Source organism: Lepagella muris, assembly GCF_004793975.1.
GTDB lineage: Bacteria > Bacteroidota > Bacteroidia > Bacteroidales > Muribaculaceae > Lepagella > Lepagella muris.
The window spans coordinates 57771-77254 of sequence record NZ_SRYB01000025.1; the positions used below are offsets into that span (position 1 = coordinate 57771).

Annotated in this window: 14 protein-coding genes; 1 reads left to right on the forward strand and 13 read right to left on the reverse strand. The window is 49.0% G+C overall.

Features of this window, described 5'->3' with window-relative positions; all coding sequences use genetic code 11:
* Positions 1 to 108 precede the first annotated feature (108 nt).
* Both E5331_RS14680 and E5331_RS14685 read right to left on the reverse strand, forming a co-directional pair.
* Entirely contained in the window at positions 109 to 780 is a 672-nt protein-coding gene (locus E5331_RS14680) for a ribonuclease HII (protein ID WP_123480921.1), read from the reverse strand.
* Between the two features lie 19 nt (positions 781 to 799).
* A complete protein-coding gene (locus tag E5331_RS14685) occupies positions 800 to 1723 on the reverse strand; it encodes a polyprenyl synthetase family protein (RefSeq protein WP_168355252.1) in 924 nt (307 codons plus the stop codon).
* Between the two features lie 174 nt (positions 1724 to 1897).
* Here E5331_RS14685 and polA point away from each other — a divergent pair, with 174 nt between their 5' ends.
* Positions 1898 to 4672, forward strand: coding sequence for a DNA polymerase I (gene polA, locus E5331_RS14690; RefSeq protein WP_123480919.1), 2775 nt, complete (start codon positions 1898 to 1900; stop codon positions 4670 to 4672).
* A 22-nt stretch (positions 4673 to 4694) separates the two neighbouring features.
* Here the strand turns inward: polA and E5331_RS14695 are convergent, their stop codons facing one another.
* The 11 genes from E5331_RS14695 to E5331_RS14745 form a co-directional block, all read right to left on the reverse strand.
* Positions 4695 to 5786, reverse strand: a complete 1092-nt coding sequence (locus E5331_RS14695) for a glycosyltransferase family 4 protein (protein ID WP_123480918.1) — start codon at positions 5784 to 5786, stop codon at positions 4695 to 4697.
* A gap of 70 nt (positions 5787 to 5856) precedes the next feature.
* Positions 5857 to 6966 (reverse strand): Rossmann-fold NAD(P)-binding domain-containing protein, encoded by a 1110-nt coding sequence (locus tag E5331_RS14700; RefSeq protein ID WP_123480917.1) that lies wholly within the window; start codon positions 6964 to 6966, stop codon positions 5857 to 5859.
* Positions 6967 to 7209: 243 nt separating this feature from the next.
* The gene (locus tag E5331_RS14705; RefSeq protein ID WP_123480916.1) at positions 7210 to 7737 is read right to left on the reverse strand and encodes a shikimate kinase; all 528 of its coding nucleotides are present in this window, start codon (positions 7735 to 7737) and stop codon (positions 7210 to 7212) included.
* Between the two features lie 2 nt (positions 7738 to 7739).
* Positions 7740 to 11168, reverse strand: coding sequence for a glycosyltransferase family 117 protein (locus E5331_RS14710; RefSeq protein ID WP_123480915.1), 3429 nt, complete (start codon positions 11166 to 11168; stop codon positions 7740 to 7742).
* A 182-nt stretch (positions 11169 to 11350) separates the two neighbouring features.
* Entirely contained in the window at positions 11351 to 12100 is a 750-nt protein-coding gene (locus E5331_RS14715) for an SDR family NAD(P)-dependent oxidoreductase (RefSeq protein ID WP_135985580.1), read from the reverse strand.
* Entirely contained in the window at positions 12097 to 12906 is an 810-nt protein-coding gene (locus E5331_RS14720) for an SDR family NAD(P)-dependent oxidoreductase (RefSeq protein WP_136013278.1), read from the reverse strand. The genes E5331_RS14715 and E5331_RS14720 overlap by 4 nt, the downstream gene beginning before the upstream one ends.
* Positions 12890 to 14119 (reverse strand): NADH:flavin oxidoreductase, encoded by a 1230-nt coding sequence (locus tag E5331_RS14725; RefSeq protein WP_135985584.1) that lies wholly within the window; start codon positions 14117 to 14119, stop codon positions 12890 to 12892. The genes E5331_RS14720 and E5331_RS14725 overlap by 17 nt, the downstream gene beginning before the upstream one ends.
* A gap of 74 nt (positions 14120 to 14193) precedes the next feature.
* A complete protein-coding gene (locus tag E5331_RS14730; protein ID WP_338033526.1) occupies positions 14194 to 14973 on the reverse strand; it encodes a DUF1295 domain-containing protein in 780 nt (259 codons plus the stop codon).
* Between the two features lie 397 nt (positions 14974 to 15370).
* The gene (locus E5331_RS14735) at positions 15371 to 16348 is read right to left on the reverse strand and encodes an AAA family ATPase (protein WP_135985585.1); all 978 of its coding nucleotides are present in this window, start codon (positions 16346 to 16348) and stop codon (positions 15371 to 15373) included.
* A 307-nt stretch (positions 16349 to 16655) separates the two neighbouring features.
* A complete protein-coding gene (locus E5331_RS14740; protein WP_123480909.1) occupies positions 16656 to 17381 on the reverse strand; it encodes a hypothetical protein in 726 nt (241 codons plus the stop codon).
* On the reverse strand, positions 17378 to 18136 hold the full coding sequence (locus tag E5331_RS14745; RefSeq protein WP_135985587.1) for an MBT domain-containing protein: 759 nt from the start codon (positions 18134 to 18136) through the stop codon (positions 17378 to 17380). Before E5331_RS14745 ends, E5331_RS14740 begins: the two co-directional genes overlap by 4 nt.
* Between the last annotated feature and the right edge of the window lie 1348 nt (positions 18137 to 19484).

The following is a 19484-nucleotide window of genomic DNA, read 5'->3' on the forward strand; positions in this document are numbered from 1 at the left end:
TGGTTCGTCGTTGGGAGAAGGTGGTTTGTAGGAGAGGGAGTAGTGGTAGATTGGGTGGAGAGGTAGTGGTGATGGATGAGAGAGCTTAGGGTGATAGTTTTTGGTTGGTCAGAGGAGGCGGAAGGTGTGGCGGTGGAGGGGAGTGGCACCGAGGCGAGCGATTGCCTGGCGATGGGCTTTTGTGGGGTAGCCTTTGTTGATTTCCCAGTCGTAGCCGGGGTATTGGGCGGCGAGTTTCTTCATCAGTTCATCGCGGTGGGTCTTGGCGAGTACAGAGGCGGCTGCTATCGACATGTATGTGGCGTCGCCTTTGACTACGGTTGTATGCGGGATGATTATGCCGTCGGGGATAGTATCGTTGTCAATATTGTCAGTAATGTCGGTATTGTCAATATTGACGTTATTGACATGCTGGACAATGTTGGAGGGGGAGGTGTAAGGTTTGAAGCGGTTGCCGTCTACGAGGATGTGTTGGGGGCGGATGGAGAGGGCGTCAAGGGCGCGGTGCATGCCTATGATGGAGGCATTGAGGATGTTTATGCGGTCGATCTCCTCGGCATCCACCATCACTACTGCCCACGCGAGTGCGTGCTTCTCAATGTATGGACGTAGCTCCTCACGTTTCTTCTCGGTGAGTTGCTTGCTGTCGTTCAGCTGGGGACATTCAAAGTCGGGGGGGAGGATTACGGCTGCGCAGCTTACGGGTCCGCAGAGACAACCGCGTCCGGCTTCGTCGCATCCTGCCTCCATAATGCCGGGGTAGAGGTAAGGCTTAAGCATCGGGATTATGGGAGTGTGCTTATTTCTGTCGGGATATTATGAAACTGAAGAGGTCGCGGAAGGATTCCTTCCATTCTGATTCCGGATAATTGTCGAGATACCTCTCGGCTTCCTGCTGCATCTCCGCCATACGGAAGTAGGCGTATTCTATACCTCCGTTTGCCTTAGCGAAGTCAATTAGGATAGCGATCTCCGAGTCGTTGAGATTGCCGCGTTTCAGCAGCTCCTTCATCTCCTGCGCCTGTTGTTGGGGGGCATTGGCGAGGGCATAAAGAAGAGGGAGCGTCACTTTCCCTTCGCGCAGGTCATTGCCGGTGGGTTTACCGATTGCGGGATCATCGAAATAGTCGAATATGTCATCCTTTATCTGGAAACATAGCCCGAGGAGCTCGGCATAACTCACGAGTGGAGCATATTCCTCGGCAGATGCTCCGGCAGCCTCCGCTCCCATTTTTGCGCAGTTCATGAATAGGGAAGCGGTCTTTTTTCTGATCATGGATATGTAGCTCGGCTCGTCGAAGTGATGGTCGCGGGCATTGCATATCTGGTCGATTTCCCCAAGCGACAACTCTTTGCCGAGGTCGGAGAGAGCGGCGATAATCTCAAGATTACCGGTGCGTATGCCTGCCGATAGGGCATTTGATACGAAATAATCGCCGACAAGCACGGCGAGATGATTTCCCCAGATGGAATTGATGGTCTGGCGTCCGCGACGCAGGGAAGTCTCGTCGACCACATCATCATGAATCAGCGAAGCGTTGTGAAGCATTTCAAGGGCGGCGCCGGCGTGAAGCACATGTTCGTTGACGTTGCCGAACAATGCGGCACTGAGGATCACCATTATAGGACGTATCTGTTTCCCTTTGACAGTGAGATAATTGGTTACCACTTGATTCATCAATTCGTTGGGTGTGTACAACGATTGATGTATAATGGAGTTCATCTCTCCCAATTCTTTTTTGAGGCGATTCTGAATTAAATTTAGCTGATCCATAAGAAAAAAGTATGCCGCGGACATTAGCGCGGTCATGCTAATCAATTGCAAAATTAATAAAATCTCTCTAACAACGGCACTCAATAAGGATTAATTTGCTAAATTAGCGGAAAATTTATCGAAATGGATGAAAAACGCTTGTTCCTTTTGGACGCGTATGCGCTGATATTTCGCGCCTATTACGCGTTGATAAAAATGCCGCGTCTGACTCAGAGCGGCACCAATACGTCTGCAATCTTTGGATTCGTCAATACGCTTGAGGAGATTCTCCGTAAGGAATCTCCCACTCATATCGCGGTGTGCTTTGACCCGAAGGGACCCACCTTCCGCAGCGAGGCGGATGCCAGCTATAAGGCGGGTAGGGAAGCCACTCCGGAGGATATCCGATGGTCGATACCTATAATAAAGGAGATAATAAAGGCATACAACATACCGATCCTTGAGGTGGAGGGATTCGAGGCTGACGACGTGATCGGCACCATGGCAAAGCGTGCGGAGAAGGAGGGATTCACCACGTATATGATGACTCCTGACAAGGATTTCGGACAGCTTGTCAGTCCTAACGTGATCCAATATAAGCCAGCCTACCGTGGTCAGGATTTCGAGCTACGTGGGGAGAAGGAGGTGTGCGAACGTTACGGTCTCTCGAATACGTCGCAGGTGATCGACCTCCTTGCCCTGATGGGTGACAAGATAGACAACATACCGGGCTGTCCGGGTGTGGGTGAGAAGACGGCAGTCAAGCTGATTCAGGATTTCGGCAGTGTGGAGCAACTTCTGAACCGCACAGGAGAACTGAAGGGTGCGTTGAAGAGGAAAGTGGAGGAGAACGCGCAGCAGATCCGCGATTCATATTTCCTTGCCACGATCCGCACTGACGTGCCTATAGCGGAGGAGCCGGAGGAACTTGTCAGGAAACCGGAGGATAAGGATAAGCTGTTTGCAATATTCAAGGAGTTGGAGTTCAAGACTCTTCGTGACCGTGTGTCGAAACGCATAGCCTCGGAGAAGCCGATGCCCGCAGCCACAGCATCGTCATCCGGCGGTTTCCCGGCATCACTGTTTGATTTCGCGGATGAGGATCAGACGGCATTGCCGGAGGAGGAACAGACGGAATGTCTGCCCGTCGATTGGAAATTGATAACCGATGGGAAGGAGGCGGAGAGTATTCTTTCAAAGATCTCCGTACTTCAAAGATGCGGCATCTGCATGGTTGCCGAGGGTGAGAACGACATGACGGCGCAGGTGAAGGGCGTGGCAGTCGCACTCTCCGACACAGAGGGTGTCTATTTCCCGATAGAGTGTAGGAATGGCATTGCGGGAGTGCTTGACGTGCTTTCGCGTGAGGATATTGAGAAGGTCACGGGTCAGTCGAAGCGTGATTACGTCCTTGCCTACAGATTGAGGAATGACGGTGATGCCGGGATAAGAAACTATTATGACGTGTCGCTTGCCCATTACCTTCTTCAGCCGGAGATGCGCCATTCCATAGACACGCTTGCCCCGATATATCTCGGTTGCGAGGTGCTGCCGGAGCCGGTGTTGTCGGCGCGTCGTGGTGCTAAGAAACCGGCATTCACCCAGGAGGAGATTGCCCATTGGGCGTGTGAACAGGCAGCTTTGTCGATGCGTCTTGCCGGACGTATGCGCAAGGAGGTTGAGAAGGAGGGGATGACGCATCTTCTTGAGAAGGTGGAGCTTCCACTTGCCGCAGTCCTTGCCGAGATGGAGATTACGGGAGTGAGGATAGACGTGGATGCACTCAACGAAGCCGCGTCCAATCTTGAGGCGCGTCTTGGAGTGCTTGAATCGGATATCCACTCACTTGCAGGTGAGACGTTTAACGTCAGCTCTCCGGCGAAAGTGGGGGAGATACTTTTTGAGAAGCTGGGACTTGATCCAAAGGCGAAGAAGACAAAGACGGGTCAGTATTCCACGAGTGAGGAGATCCTTGAGAAAGTGGCGTCGAAGAATCCGATAGTCGGTAAGATCTTGGAATACCGTCAGCTCAAGAAATTGCTGACCACGTATCTCACCGCCCTTCCGGCGGCGATAAACCCGTCGACGGGTAAGGTGCATACTGTCTACAATCAGACTGTGACAGCCACGGGTCGCATATCATCCTCATCGCCTAATCTTCAGAACATACCCGTGAGGGAGGAGGAGGGCAGGGAGATCCGCCGTGCGTTTATCGCGGATGATGGTCATCTCTTCCTTTCGGCAGACTATTCCCAGATAGAGCTGCGTCTTGTGGCGGATTTCGCGAATGACGAGACAATGCTCAACGCTTTCCGTCATGGCGACGACATACATGCCATCACGGCAGCCAAGATCTATCATAAGGAGCGGGATGAGGTGAGTCCGGATGAGCGACGCCATGCCAAGACTGCGAATTTCGGTATATTATACGGGATTTCGGCATTCGGTCTGTCGTCACGTCTGAATATCCCACGTGCTGACGCAAAGACGTTGATAGATAATTATTTTGAGATGTTTCCTACAATCAAACGCTATATGCAGGAGTCGATAGAGCTTGCGCGGGAGAAAGGCTACGTCGCCACGAAGATGGGGCGTAAACGCCGTTTGCCGGATATCAACAGTAAGAACCCGGTGGTGAGGGGTTATGCCGAGCGGAATGCCGTGAATGCCCCGATTCAGGGATGTGCAGCCGACGTGATAAAGGTGGCGATGGTGGATATTGCGGATAAGATGAAGGTAGCCGGATTGAAGTCAAGGATGATCATGCAGGTGCATGACGAATTGAATTTCGACGTGGTCCCGGAGGAACTTCCGGTGCTTCAGAAGATAGTTGTAGAAGGTATGGAGGGAGCCTATTCGGGACAGGTTGCGCTGACCGCCTCGTTCGGAGTAGCCGACAATTGGCTGGATGCACACTGAAGCCCCTAAAGCACATCGCACTTTATGGGTTCCGGTAAATTTCTTCGAGCTTTTGGATGAAGGCGCGCCAGGCGAGGTTGGTGCGGAAAGTATTGAAAGCGCGTTCACCCATACGTTGGCGCAATTCAGGATCGGTAGCCAGCTTACGCATGGCATTGGCGAGTTGGAGCGCACTTCCGGGTGTTGTCAGGAATCCCTCCCTGCCGTCGGTTATGTATTCCGGTTGCGCACCGTTGGAAGAGCATACCTGCGGACGTCCGCAAGCCATATATTCGATGTTTGCCAATCCGAAAGCCTCTTCCGTATGCGAGGGTAATACCCCGAAGTCAGACTTGGCAATCAGCTCCATGGGTTCGGGCGTCTGCTTATACCAGTCGATCATGTCCATTACGCCTCTTGTGATAGCGCGACGGCGCAGTTTGTCTACATAGTCAGGCGTTCCGCTCCCCACAATCTTCAGCCGTAGCCTCGACCCCTTTAGTATTGCCACCGCGTCGATGAGCGTCTCGAGTCCTTTTCCCGGTATCAGCGGACCATGAAACATGGCGCATATCGGACCCTTCTCAGTCTTTACAGGGAGGGTATCGGGAGCGGATAGAAGACTATTGTGCAACACCGTCACCTTCTCTTTCGGGAAAGGCAACGGTTTGTCGTGCCATGTTGATAGGAAACGGTCGGCAGCCAGTTGCGACACGCATATAATTGCGTCGAGATTGCGGTAAATCCTTCTGAACAGCCAGGAGTCGATACCCTTTTTCACCTTATGCCGGGTGGCTACCACCTTCACGTCCTTTCTTCCGGCAATCTTACGGGCGAGAAGCGCGGTGAACGCATTCCTGAAGCCGTGGGCATGAATGACAACACTATCCTTCTCACATTTCTTCAGGGTGTTGGCAATAAGTCTCACCGGGTGGAAATTAAACATATTCCCGATAGGGGTGTGCAGAAGAGCCACCCCCTCTTTCTCAAAGAAGGAATCCACCGCCTTCGCATCCCTCGTGACGGCATACACCTTCCAGCCGCATCGGATGAAATGCCGGCAGATATCAAGAGAATATCTCTCGACCCCACCCCAGCGGTTGGCAGACAGAATATGTATCAGCGTTCTATTCACTAAATTGCTTAATCCTAAAAAATCCGAGACAACATACTTGTCCCGGATTTTTTTATGAAATGGGTATTATTCAGTTTGTGGCAGCGATCATCACCTTTATATCAACCGAAGTCATGTTGATACAAGAAGCGACGAGTTTGTCGACCAGCTTGCCGTGGTAAGTGATGATTCCGCACTGCACACCCGGAGTCGTGGCAATCATATTCTCGAATCCCCCCTTTATTAGGGCATCGCCAAAGAAGTTGACCAGAATATTTGATAGAGCCATAGCTACGGTGCGTGGCACGGAGATTGACGGGTGGGTCTCATCGAAATTGAGCACGTATACAGAATCCTTCAGAGCCACCGACAGGTTCTTGGGGAACTCAAACGGACGTGTGCATTGCCCGATTAGAATCACGTCGGCACTCTTCACCTTATTATACAGCACCTTCGGATGAATGGCGATAGTGTTGAGCATATCGCCGCAACATTCTTTCGCCACCTGGAGAGCAGAGATGTCGTTGTTCATCAGAGTGACGTATGCTCCGGCAGCCATAGCCGCCTTTGCGGCAGCGTATGCAATGTTGCCATCGCCGATGATGAGTATCTCACACGGATTTATACCTGCCACTCCTGCAAGGAGCACCCCTTTGCCACCCCCCACGTATGATAGGAATTCCTGTGCGTATATTATTGCCCCGCGCCCGTCGATCTCATCGATTACGTTAGCAAACACCGGCTCATCATTATAGCTGAGCATCTGGTCGAGGCATCCGGTGGTGATATGGCGTTCGAGAAGAGCCTTTATTACCGGAGCTTCAAAAAGGGCAGACCCCATCATGGTCAGTAGCGTCGCACCCTTCTTCATCTTCTTGACGTCCTTGGTGTGTAGGGGTTGATACGACAGCACGATGTCAGCCTGTAGAGCCTCCTCACGCGAAACGATCTCCACACCAAATTCCCGATAGGCGGAATCCGGGAAACTGATGTCGGTTGCTGCACCCTTCTCCATCAGTATCCTGATGTCGGAGGAAGTCAGCAATCCGGAGCCTTCCGGAGTAAGGAGGAAACGTGTCTCGTCGGTGTCGGCGTAATTGCCTACGAGCCCTATAGTCATCGACTTATGAGCGTTCTCTTGAATTATGGTCTTGGGCTGTGGTTCCAGCTCAACGGTGTTATTGGTGTCTTGCTCAGTCATTGCCAGGAGAATAAAATGATTTAGAATAGGGGAATCAGCCGGACGACGTCAATGTCGTGGCGTCAGGCAGAAGCATGGTGCGGCAAAGAGTCGCCGGCGATTACTTAGCCATACACAAAATTAGTAAAATGATTTAATTCTCACAATAGACCGATGATATTTTTAAACAACTGTAATTTCGCAAGCTCCACTCCAGTCGTTTCTTAAATTTTAAATTCTAAATTTTAGATTCTAAATTCTAAACTAAAAAGGATGCTCTTCAATAAATTTGGATATGTTTTCGTTGATTTGCCTTTTGTCTTCAAGCGAGTCGCCTTTCCAGATTATTCCCGCCATGGAATAGAAAGGCTCCCTTTTTTCAAGCTGAGTGGCAATAATCTCACGGATCTCCTCATCAGTACGTCCGGCTATGAGAGGGCGTTTCTCCCTTTTCCTTATCAGACGGGAGAAAAGGGTTTCATTGTCAGCGCGTAGCCATAGGGTGGTGCCGTGGAGGTTCATGTGCTCCATGTTGTCGAAGAAACAGGGTGTGCCACCGCCGCAGGATATTATCGTGTCGTTGAAATCAGCCACCTCATGAAGCATCTCGCGCTCAATCTTGCGGAAGCCCTCCTCACCATAGCGGTCGAAAAGTTCCCTTATCGTGGCGTGATAACGCTGCTCGATGTAGAAGTCAAGATCAATGAAGGGGATTCCCGTGGCGGCAGAGAGAGCCTTGCCGAATGTGGTCTTTCCACATCCCATATATCCGATGATAAAGATAGGTTTCATGATTATTTATTTAATGATTTGTTGATATTCAGTGATTTCTTCTCTAATTCCTCCAGACGTGGAATTATTGATATCAGACGACGACTGGAGTTGGATACGGTGTGCCTCCGTACCTTCGGTAACGATGCATAGAACTTCCTCCATTGGTATGCCTCGGCAAGCATCCTGTCGATGAGTCGGGAGGCTGTCTCTGCGTAGGAGGGGTCTTCAAGCATACGGGCACACGACAACATCAGTTCGGCAAACTCCATACCTTCATGGAATGTGGTGTCGGCGACAGTGAACGAAGCCGGAGATATTTCCGAATACGGGTGCAGTCTCTCGGCGTCAATAGCCAGCCGTATTCCACCTGTGGTGTCGCCAGCCTCAATCATGTTGCGAGCGGCAATGATAAGCTCACCCCTCTGCCGACGGCGTTGGTCGGCTATCACCGGGTCGGAATATACCGTCTTCTCCCCGTAATCCCTCTCTATAGGAATTGCAGCCGCTTTCCGGAGCGTAGGCAGATATGTTGAGTCGGAGGCATCCGGGTCATACACCAGCATATAAGGCATCCGTCGTGTGGCACTTTCGAACTCATGATAAAATTCCGTAGGCATGGATGATAGGAAACATATCCTCCGTGGGGATTTCTCCGACAGGTTGGTGGCTATCAGGTCAAGAAGCATCAGTTTCTTGAAGGGTAGCAATGATGAGCCGTTGGCAAGACGGCGCATGTCGATAGTCATCACCTCGTCGCGTGTCTTTCCGGGGAGAGTCACGAATCGGTGGAGTATGGTCGGTTCACCGCTCCGGTCGGCATACATCTCTTTCAGTGCGTCGATAGCCGGAATCGGCACGGTGTCGGCATCGGCAGCTATGCGCGTGTAGTTATATGCACCGTATAGGATGTCGGAGGGGTGTGCGGTGAGTCTGATACCCCTCTTCCCCTGCTTCATGAGATTGACCACGTAGTCAGGCATAGCGAAATAGGAGGCGTCGATCACGGTGTGTTGCACTCCGGTCTCCATCACCTCCTGGGCAAACCATAGAGGGAATGTGAAATTGTCGCCATGGGTGAATATGATTGACGGCTGCTCATTAAGAAGGATATTTGAGGCGAAGTCGTAGGGCTCGCTTCTTCCTGATCGGTCATGGTCGTCGAAATTCACGTAGCCCATAAACGCCGGAGGGAGTAGCGTTATTACGGTAGTCGCGGCAGTCGCCACCCATTGCCTGATATGCCTGCGTTGCGCCGTGCGGTATAGCCATAAAGCCAAGGCAGCCATTCCGAAGGCTATCCATATAGCGAATGCCATGTAGGAGCCTATAAATGAATAGTCGCGTTCGCGCGGCTCGCCGGGAGTCTGGTTGAGATAGACCACAATCGCCATACCTGTAAGCAGAAACAGCAGCAACACCACAGAGCATATACGCTTGCCCGTTTTTCCGGAACGCAGCAGGAATATTATACCGATTATTCCCAATATCAGCGGTATGCCGAAATATACGTTCCTACCTGGATTATCGGAGGATGCATCGGAAGGCATAAGGCTTTGGTCGCCGAGCATGAGATTATCTAAGGCAGGTATTCCCGTAATGAAATTGCCATGGTCAATCTCCCCGGTTGATGGTATGTCGTTCTGTCGCCCCATGAAATTCCACAGAAGATAACGGAAATACATGTAGCCTACCTGATAGGAGAGGAAGAAACTAAGATTCTGAAGATATGTCGGGCGGTAGGATACCCCTTTCACCCGTTTGCCGTCGCTGTTAAGTCTACCTGCGGGCATACCGTCGGGGTCGAAAGTCTCCGACACCTCCACGGCAGTCATGTTCTGTTTTGTCATACCCACCCACGACTGATAACTCTCCAGATAAGATGAAGAGTTACCCGTGATTCTTGGAAGCCACATATCGAGTTCCGGGGTGGTCACTCTTGAGAAGGTATAGTCGGAGAGTATATATCCGCGTCGGCACTCGTCGGCTATCCTTGCGTTCTCGGCGGAATCTTCATGGGAGAGCATCCTGCTTCTGTAGCTGAAACGTGGGGAATCATATAGCGGCACGAATTTAGGCTTACCCCTCTTCAGCACATATCGGGAATATGCCGGCACGCTGTCTGGTCCGGGGAATGACTCCTCCAGCATGGGACGACTGAATGGTGTGGCTCCGTAGAAAAGGGGCTTTGAGCCGTATTGGTCGCGTGAAATATATGAGGCGAGGGAGAATATATCGGTGGGTGGAGCCTCGTTCATCGGAGGTGCGGCGTGTCCCCTTATCAGAATAAGTGCGAAAGAGGAGTATCCGAGAATCACGACGGCAGTCATCCATAGCGGGATGGTCACTTTCACCGGATTCCATATCCGGGGGAGAGCCGCGATGCAGGTGGCAGCAAGCGAAAGGAGGAAGGCGAGGGGCAGACTGTTCTTGAATACGAATATCCCCGATAGCCAGACGAAGAGGAGGATAAAGGGGAGGGAAAGATGTTTAGGCAATCTTCCCGGAGTCAGCACCGCCGCGAGGAACGTAGCGGTGAGCACCACGAGATAGGCTATCGTGCCGGAGAAATAGGGGAGACCGAGCCTGTTGACCGCAAATAGCTCGAAGTCGGCAGCCCATGTGAGCACGCCGTTCATCATCCCGATGAGAATCAGTATGATGATGACGAATGATGCCAATATCGCAATCAACCCTTTAAGAAAAGTATGGTTTGCCCCCGATCCATCGTCCGGATTTGTGCCAGACCTATTGCCTGACCTCTTGAATGAGTATATCAGCGCAAGGGCGGGGATGCAGAGGAGGTTGAGCTGATGCACTCCGAGCGACAACCCCGTCAGATAGGCTATCAGTATGAGTATGCGGTATTCGCGTGCGGCGGAATCTGCGGCATACCATCTTGTCATTAGCCACACCATCAGGGCGGTGATGAAGGTAGACATGGCATACACCTCCGACTCCACGGCAGAGAACCATGCCGAGTCGCATAGTGCGAAACAGAGACCGCCACCGATAGCAGCCGTAGCCGCCACGAAGGGGATTATCCGTCGGTCAGACAGGTGTTTTCCTGATACTTTTGAGTCGGATATTTTGCGGCGGGCATATCGGAATGCCGTCATGCTGACTGCGAAGAAGATAATCTTAGCAAGCAGGAATGAGGCAAGAGCCATGAATAGCCCGCTGGAAAGGCTTATTATGAGCGGGTGCATATCTTTCGGGAATGGGATGGTGGCGAATTTCATAGCCAGCATCCAGATCGGGTTACCCGGTGGATGACCTATCTCCAGCATCGAGGCACACGTGGCATATTCCGGACAATCCCAATAAGAGGCGGAATGGTCGGCGGTGAGCCAATACGCGGTCAGAGCCACAAGGAAGGTTATGCTTGCAGCGACATTGTCGCAAACGGTATAAAGTCTGTCGGTTTTACGTCTGTCAGTCTTTAAGTCCATTATAATTATTTACTGAAGTTTCGCAAGCTGCACTTCAGTGGTTTACAGTTTATTGTTTAAGGTTTAAGATTCACGGCAATCTATGAATCTTTTCATTATACAAAACGTAATGATAATAAACCATAAACTTTAAACCTTAAACCATTTAAGTGAAGCAAGTTTGCTAACTTGCGAAACTTAAATTATTTACGGTTAGACAATTTCCCGCAAGGGGAAAGGAATATATATCCGGAGAGATCGGATTCGGCAGCCTTTATGGCAGTGCGTGCAGCAGTGGCGGGCTTCAGGCAGAACGGGCGGAAAAAGATGTCGGTAAGAGGGTCAAACCATCGTCCCATCGAGAGCATCGGGGTGTCGACTATTCCCGGATCTGTGCAATTCACCCGAATATGTCTCCCCTTTACCGACGGATCGTCGGCAAGCGAGGCGGCGAAACGGGTTATCAGTTTCTTGGAGAGGGCGTAGGTCTTCAGCCTGCCAAACTCTTCGGATGATATATTCTCCGAAAGCTTCTGGAGAGGATACCAGTAGCGGGTCGCCGATGTGGTGAATACGATACATCCTCCGGGGTTTATGGCAGGGAGTAGCAGCTCGGATAGCAGGCGGGTGTTGTGGTAATTCACGTTGAGAGTGTCCTCGACGCCATTATCGTCAATCCTGAAACGTGGATTCATCACCCCGGCATTGTTGATGAGTATGTCGGGATTACACCGGGCGATTCTTTCGGCGGCACGCCGCACCGATTCCGGGTCGGAGAGGTCAAGACTGACAATCTCGGGCACTATCCCGTAGTGCATCTCAATCATCCTCCCCACGTCGTCACCTCTCTTCTCCGATCGGCAGGCGAGGATAAGGTCATGTCCCTTCTCTGCAAGAGCACGGGCTATCTCCATGCCTATCGCGCCTGTCGCGCCTGTCACAATTGCTTTCATCTTATGATACCTTTGTCAAGCAGACGGTGCTTCACCATCATCCTCACCGAAGTCGGCATCATGCCGACAAAGAGGATTGAGAGACGGTTGATCCATCCGTTGATATATTGTTTCTTCCCTCTCAACATGCGGTCAACGGCATTCCGCACGAAATTCTCCGGCGTGTCGAGCACCTTGATATTCACCGCAAGGCGTTTCAGATTTTCGGGCAATCCGAAAAGGTCGGTCGATATGCCACCGGGACAAGCCACCGTCACCCCGACGCCGTAGTCCTTCATCTCATAATGCAGTGAGCGAGAGAATACGCGTATATATGCCTTGGTGGCGGCATACATTGCGAGTCCGGGCATCGGCATCCAGCAAGACATGGACGACATGTTGAGAATCCAACCGCTTCCTGACGGCTTGCGGCGTATCGCAAACCAACGGGATAACGACGTGACAGCCGCCACGTGCAGGGAGATGAAGGCTTCTATCTTTCTCTCGTCAATGTCGGTCACGGGTCGGAAAGCGAATATGCCGGCATTGTTTATCAGAATGTCAGGCTCGATTCCGAACTCGGAGCAAGCCGCCTCGATCCGTTCCACGGCATCGGGGAGAGTCAGGTCAATGGCGAGATGATGCACCGTCACCCCGAAGTGGCGGGTCAGCATCTCGGCAGTCTCTTCGAGTTTCTCCGCATTGATGTCAAGCAGCATCAGGGAGCATTTGCGTTTCGCAAGCTCACGGGCAAATTGTAGCCCTATGCCGCCGGCTGCCCCGGTCACAATGGCGCAACTTCCCGAAATGTCAATCCTTCTCCCCATCGCGTCGTCTTATGTCGGCAATCTCCTTCAATATGGCTGGAGGGAGATTGTCAAGATGTTTATGGCATGCCATCTCCTTGGAATACATACGGGCGATGCAGTAGTTCACGTGGTCGCATCCGCAACGGTGGTTCCCCTCCTGCTTCATTCTGTTGACGAAATCCGGCTCATTAAGTAGAGCGCGCCCCATCTGTATGAAGTCAAACCCTTCATCCATCACCTTGTCGGCACCTTCACGGCTCACAACGCCCCCCACGTAGATCAGCGGCATAGAGAGCTCTTTGCGGAATAGCTTGGCATCCTCAAGGAAGAAGAGTTCCCGGAACGGTGCTTTCGGAATCATGTACTTTCCGAAGAGCCTTACTCCATATTTCAGCCACAACTGCGGCATATAGTGGGTCATGGAGTATATCGGCATCTCCCCACGCATGACGTACATTGGAGCCTTGCTGACAAAACCGCCGGAGAGCACGAGGGCGTGCGCACCGAGATTCTGTAATTCTCTTGCCACTTCAATACATTCATCAATCTCCAGCCCCCTTTTAAAGCCGTCGCGCATGTTCGTCTTGACTATCACCCCCATGTCGGATCCGGCAGCCTTCATGACCTCCTCCATACACTCCTGCATGAACCGCATCCGTTGGCGAAGAGTGCCGCCGTATTCATCCTTCCGACGGTTGGTGTAGGGGGAGAGGAACTGTGAGATGAGGTATCCATGCCCGGCATGCACCTCCACGCAGTCGAATCCGGCATCGCGTGCGGTGCGCACGGCATCGCCGAAACAGCGTGCCATATCCTTCAGCTCATCCTTTCGCAGTCCCCTCACAATGGTTGGGGAGTAGAGGTTGAAACCGGATGAGGCACCTACGGGTGTGGCACCGGCTGTAGAGCGGTGGGTCATGTTGCCGCAATGTCCTATCTGTATCGACGCCTTAGCACCGTGGCTGTGTATTCCGTCGGTGATCTCACGCAGCGGCGTGACGATCTCCGGACGCAGCCATAGCTGAGTCTTGAATGATAGCGCGGAGCGGCATATCCCGGCATACGCAAGAGTGGTCATCCCGACGCCCCCTTTCGCCACGCTGAGATGATAATCACGGAGCATGGGGGTAGGATTGTTATCCTTGCCCATGCCCTCAAAAGCGGCTGAGCGAATCGTGCGGTTTCGGAGGGTCACGGGTCCAATATGTCCGGGTGTAAAAATATCCATCATTCTATATCTTATAAACCATAAACTATAAACTATAAACCATCAACCATCAACCATAAACTATCAACCATAAACCATCAATAGATAAACGGGAGTATATATTTCAGACGAAGGGAGGTGAACTCCTGTCCGAATTCTGCGGTATATCTCTTGTGGAGAGATCGTGCCCTGGGCGCGAGGTTGGCGAAGGTCCATAACGCGAATACGAGTCCGGGGAGCGACCACGTGAGTATTGCGAAGCCGACCCATTCCGTAAACTCGCCGAAATAATTGCCGGCAGTGACAAAGCGGTACATCCCTTTTCTCGGTATGTAGTGGCGGTTGTCGCCCGGCTTGCGGAGATTGCGTATCACGTGGTCGGAGTGCATGTTGATTGCCATACCGGTGAGGAAGATGATTGTCCCGATGATGAATCGTGGGGAGGTGAGCCATTGTGGGGAATAATAGTCGTCGGGGGCGACAAAGAAAAGCCATCCGCCGATGAGGTATGCGTTTATAGTGTTGAATATTATCCCCATCACTATGATTGCGAGAGGCATCCGGCTCCTCCCTCTCATGAGGAGAGGGAAGATGAATGATCGTTGGAAATAGTGTAGTAGGAATAGAGCCGCCATCACGCAGGGGATCGTTTCGGTAGCACGAGGACTTATCCACCAGATCAAAGTCATGGCAGCGAAAGCCGGGGTCTCCATGATGACCCAACCGGTGCGGTTGTTGAGAGAGGGACCCCATTTTTTTGAATACGTCATGCCGTAAGCCGCCTCGATACGTTGGAGGGCGAAGAATACGATTACAGCAAGTATCGCCATAGCCGTAATGACAGAATAGAATATGTCGGGATTGAAAATCATTTCCATGTCGGCAAAATTAGCGAAAAAAGAGATATTTGACAAACAAAAAAGGGAGTACTGTGTGAAGTTTTGCACTAAGAAAAAAAAGAAAAGAAAGAAATCGATTAGTTTTTTAAGAAATAAAACAAAAATAATTTCTTTTCTTTCCTTTTTTTCTTAGTGTGCCCATCCGATAACTTTATCTCTTAAAAATGGGGTCTTATAATACTGACTAAGTTCCGCCACCGTCGGCAGGGGGCTGTTCGACTGGATCACATGGCTTCTGCGGCGGCTTATTGGTTTACCCTTGATGTCATGCCAACGGAAGTATTCAATTTGTATCGTAGTATTTCTTCGTTTGTCTAATGGGAACAATCGACTCTTGATATGCCTTAACCATGATTGACTAAACATACGTCACTGATTAATCATTGAATAAATCATCCATGGTCAATTCTCCATGTACAATACTCCATGATGTTGGGTTAGAAAGTCCGTATGTCGTGATAAATGTTTGTACAACCGCTTTTGTGGTCTTCGTAACCTCTTGAAATAGCCAGAGTCGTTCTCGCACCTTCTTTTCGTAATCTTTTGTGATTGTATATTTTTTTGTGCTGAACTTTATTTCAAATAAATGAATGATTCTGTCGGCGCGTTCAATTACCATGTCAACTTGTCCTCCCTGCTTGCCACTCTCTTTATCAGCATTATGTCGCCAAGTGGAAACAGATGTTGCCATTCCGCCTATACCAAGGGCGTTTTTGATTTGTTGATGATGTTCCAGGCAAATCAATTCAAAAGTCAATCCCATCCAAGATATAATAGATTGCGATGACATGTTATGACTCCACCAATTTTTATCCAAGGCTGCGTCCGATTCGATAAAACGATAATAGAATAGCGAGTAGAAATCTACAAGTCGGTAAATACCACCACGTTTTTTATTGCCGAACTGCGACCGTTTCGCAATAAAATCACTGCGTTCAAGATTCTTGAGTATGCCGGACATAGAACCTCCGGACATTTTGAGTTTTTCCGCAATTTCCTTTCTGGTTAATCCGGATTTATGCTCTGACAGAAGTTTGACAACTGCAATATACGATTGGGCATTGGTGAATAAAGCGTTATATAATTCATCAAATTCCATTCTGAGTTTTCCCTTGGGATCAAAACATAGTCGGTCAATATTTTGAGCAACGCTTTCACGGGATTCAAGTAAACTCAGATAATATGGGACACCTCCAGTCAGCATGTAAAATTGCAGCGTTTGATACCTGTCTTTGGGAAATTTTTTTCTGGAAAGATATTCCTCCGTTTCCCCAAGGGTAAACGGAGACAAATATATGCTTTCAGTTATACGATTATGAAGACCTCCCTGATTTTCTATTAAATTATCTACCATCCATGAGGTAGATGAACCGGTGGCAATAAGCACAATATTATCTTGATTTTCAAAAAATGAGTTTTGCCCCTATCTCGGTATTCTAACCGCGTTAGGGGCAAAACTCATTTTATCAAGCATTCGCAATTAGTATGTATAATAGCACATTAAATGCTATTCTTTCAAATCTAAATCTAATGGTAGTACGGAGTGCCGTTTGGAGTGGGTTTTTAAGTGACGAAGTCAGGAAAAAACGGGTCATAGCCCAAAGTGATATGAGCATGACCCGTTGATGAGATGATTGCTAACTGGAGGTCAGACCTTGTGCTTATTTTACAAGCACCTTCTTGCCGCCGATGATGTAGAGACCTGCGGGGAGGGCGTCGATATCCTCCTGCGTAGCGTTGCGCTTGATGCATACGCCCTGCAGCGTGTAGATGTCGTTCGGGCTGCCAGCATCGTCAGCTGCAATGTCGTCTATACCGGAATTATATTCCCGTATAGATTTGATTGCGGCAAATACTTTGCAATTTTCATTCTGCTTATAATCCTCCACCAAAAAATCTTGCACATAAAGTGTAACAGTTCCTTCGTCAACCACGTTTTTCCCAATTTTTATCATATCCCATGCGTCTATTATCAATGCTTTCATGTTGCTGCATTTACTAAAGGCCTTATCCCCGATGAAGAATGGATGTTCCGTACGAATTCTAACCGAGGTAATGTTTTCGTTCTTGGAAAAACTGTCACCATCAACCCCCCATCCTAAAATGCCGATAACTACCCCGGGTTCCTCCTCGTATAGGAATGAGACAGCAGGTATAGTAACTCCTATTGGTATCTCAACATCTCCTGCCATAGAAGCACTGGCCTCTCCTATAGTAACCCCCCTAACCCAGTATGGTGGATCATCCTCATACATCGCAAATATATTGACAAAGGAATTCTCTATATAAAAGTAGAAGCCGTCTTTGCTGAAATCAAAGGCTGATGCGCTAATTGACCACATGAGCATCGTCAATATGGTCAAGAGTTTAGTAAACGTTTTTTTCATACGTTGTTGCTTTTTTTAGTTAATAAATTATATTTTGATTCAATCAGTTTTTTGAGCATTTTCCTCGGCAGTTTGTTGCGAGCCCCTGCCATGCACACAAAGTCTATGTCTTGAAGGACGTCATCATCAAATCTTATGGGTATGGCATAAGGTGATTTTATGTTAGCTCCCTCTTGGGGTGACGGATGGTAGCCATATCTTTCAGTGGCATCGATGAAACGACTCGCAGCACAGCGAACAATCACAGTGTTTTTAAGCACGCCCATAACACGCCTTGCCGCAGATGCTGCAAATTTTATAATGTGTTCGTCAGATTCCTCTTTGGTTTTGTCCACATATTCTTTCAGATTCATATCGTTTTGATGCATCGGGCAAAGCTCTATCGAAAGATGATGATTTATGTGGTTGTTGAGGAAAACAGGATATTCCGGAAGATATGAACCGATAACATCGGCTCTCTGTGAACAGTGCCACCCATGAGTTGTACCAAGGTGAAAAGATAATGTACCGTCTCGCATTGCCTCACTGTATGGTTTGGCACCAAGCACAGCTGTCATTATCTCGCGTTGCTGTGCGGCTCCACCATCTCCTGGCGAGATATTGATACATACGCTGTAGAGTGGATGTCCGGTCTTAGGACTCCATCCCCACCACGGCTCCGGGAGATAATCTCGTTCCGGATCTTCCCCATGTAGCCAGCGATTGATAAAATCGTCCCACCAATTGAAATGATATAGAAGTGAGTGTAAGGGCATCTGCTCCTGTTGGTGTGCCTGTAGCTTCCCGTATTAGGCATTAAGTTAGTCGATAAAAAAAGACGTGGGATGCTCTATCCTGCTATCCCTCCGTCTGAGGCCCTAGGAACTGCCTGCTTGCGAGGATAAGCAGTCGGTCAGCCCACGTTAGGTTTATATGTAATACCCCCGATAGGCAAGTCGCATCACTGCGGCTCGCCAAAGGGGCAGATATAACCAGCCCTGGACGCTTCCTTCTGCACTATCTTCTCGCAATTTTGAAATTTCCTAGGTTTCAGACGAAAGAAGACAGCGTTTGGATAAACGCCTTTTAGTATGTTGTCACCCTCCCTGCCGGTCGCTGACCGATGTGAGAAGGAATGGTTAATTGTCACTCTCTTGTTGCAATTATTTCGCAAAAATAGAATTAAATTTTCATATCTGCAAGAATAACAGCATTAAATTGTAAAAAGAATTCTGCATGATGTTTGCATTTCTTTGAACTATTCCGATACGGAAAATCACACTAAGAAAAAAAAGAAAAGAAAGAAATCGATTAGTTTTTTAAGAAATAAAACAAAAATAATTTCTTTTCTTTCTTTTCTTCGTGTGCCCATCCGATAACTTTATCTCTTAAAAATGGGGTCTTATCTTGACTAATCTTTCAAGCAGCCGATAGGCAATATGTGGTTTATATCTATTTTTCATAATGACCTGTGATATAATGAGTAAATTTGTCCATTCGTGTGTTTGGCGGGAAATCAATCGTGTGTTTGGCCGAAAATCAATCGTGTGTTTGGCGGGAAATCAATCGTGTGTTTGGCTGAAAACGAAGAATTCTGCATGATGTTTGCATTTCTTTGAACTATTCCGATACGGAAAATCACACGAAAAAAAAGAAAAGAAAGAAATCGATTAGTTTTTTAAGAATTAAAACAAAAATAATTTCTTTCATTTCCTTTTTTTCTTAGTGTGCCCTTACGAGCGTTTGTATCGGTTTGTATCGGTTGTTTCACCCCGATACAAGCGATACAAGTGAAACAGCGATACAAAGTCAACGCATAAACTTGTGTGGTGTTTGCACGAAGAAAAAAAAGAAAAGAAAGAAATTTATTGGTTTTTCAACGAATTGAAATAAAAATAATTTCTTTTATTTCTTTCTTTTCTTTGTGTGCCTTTCCGATTCAGGTGATTCTCCCTGAATAAGTGAATCACTTGAATCAGCGAATCACATAAAAATGTCAGATTAGTTTCAAAATAACAAAGCGGGTTATGGGGTCATGTATAACTTTGCGGCATCAAATAAATATCAAACTAAAAACAAGGTATTATGAACGATATGCTCGCTTGCATTTCCTCCATCCCCGAT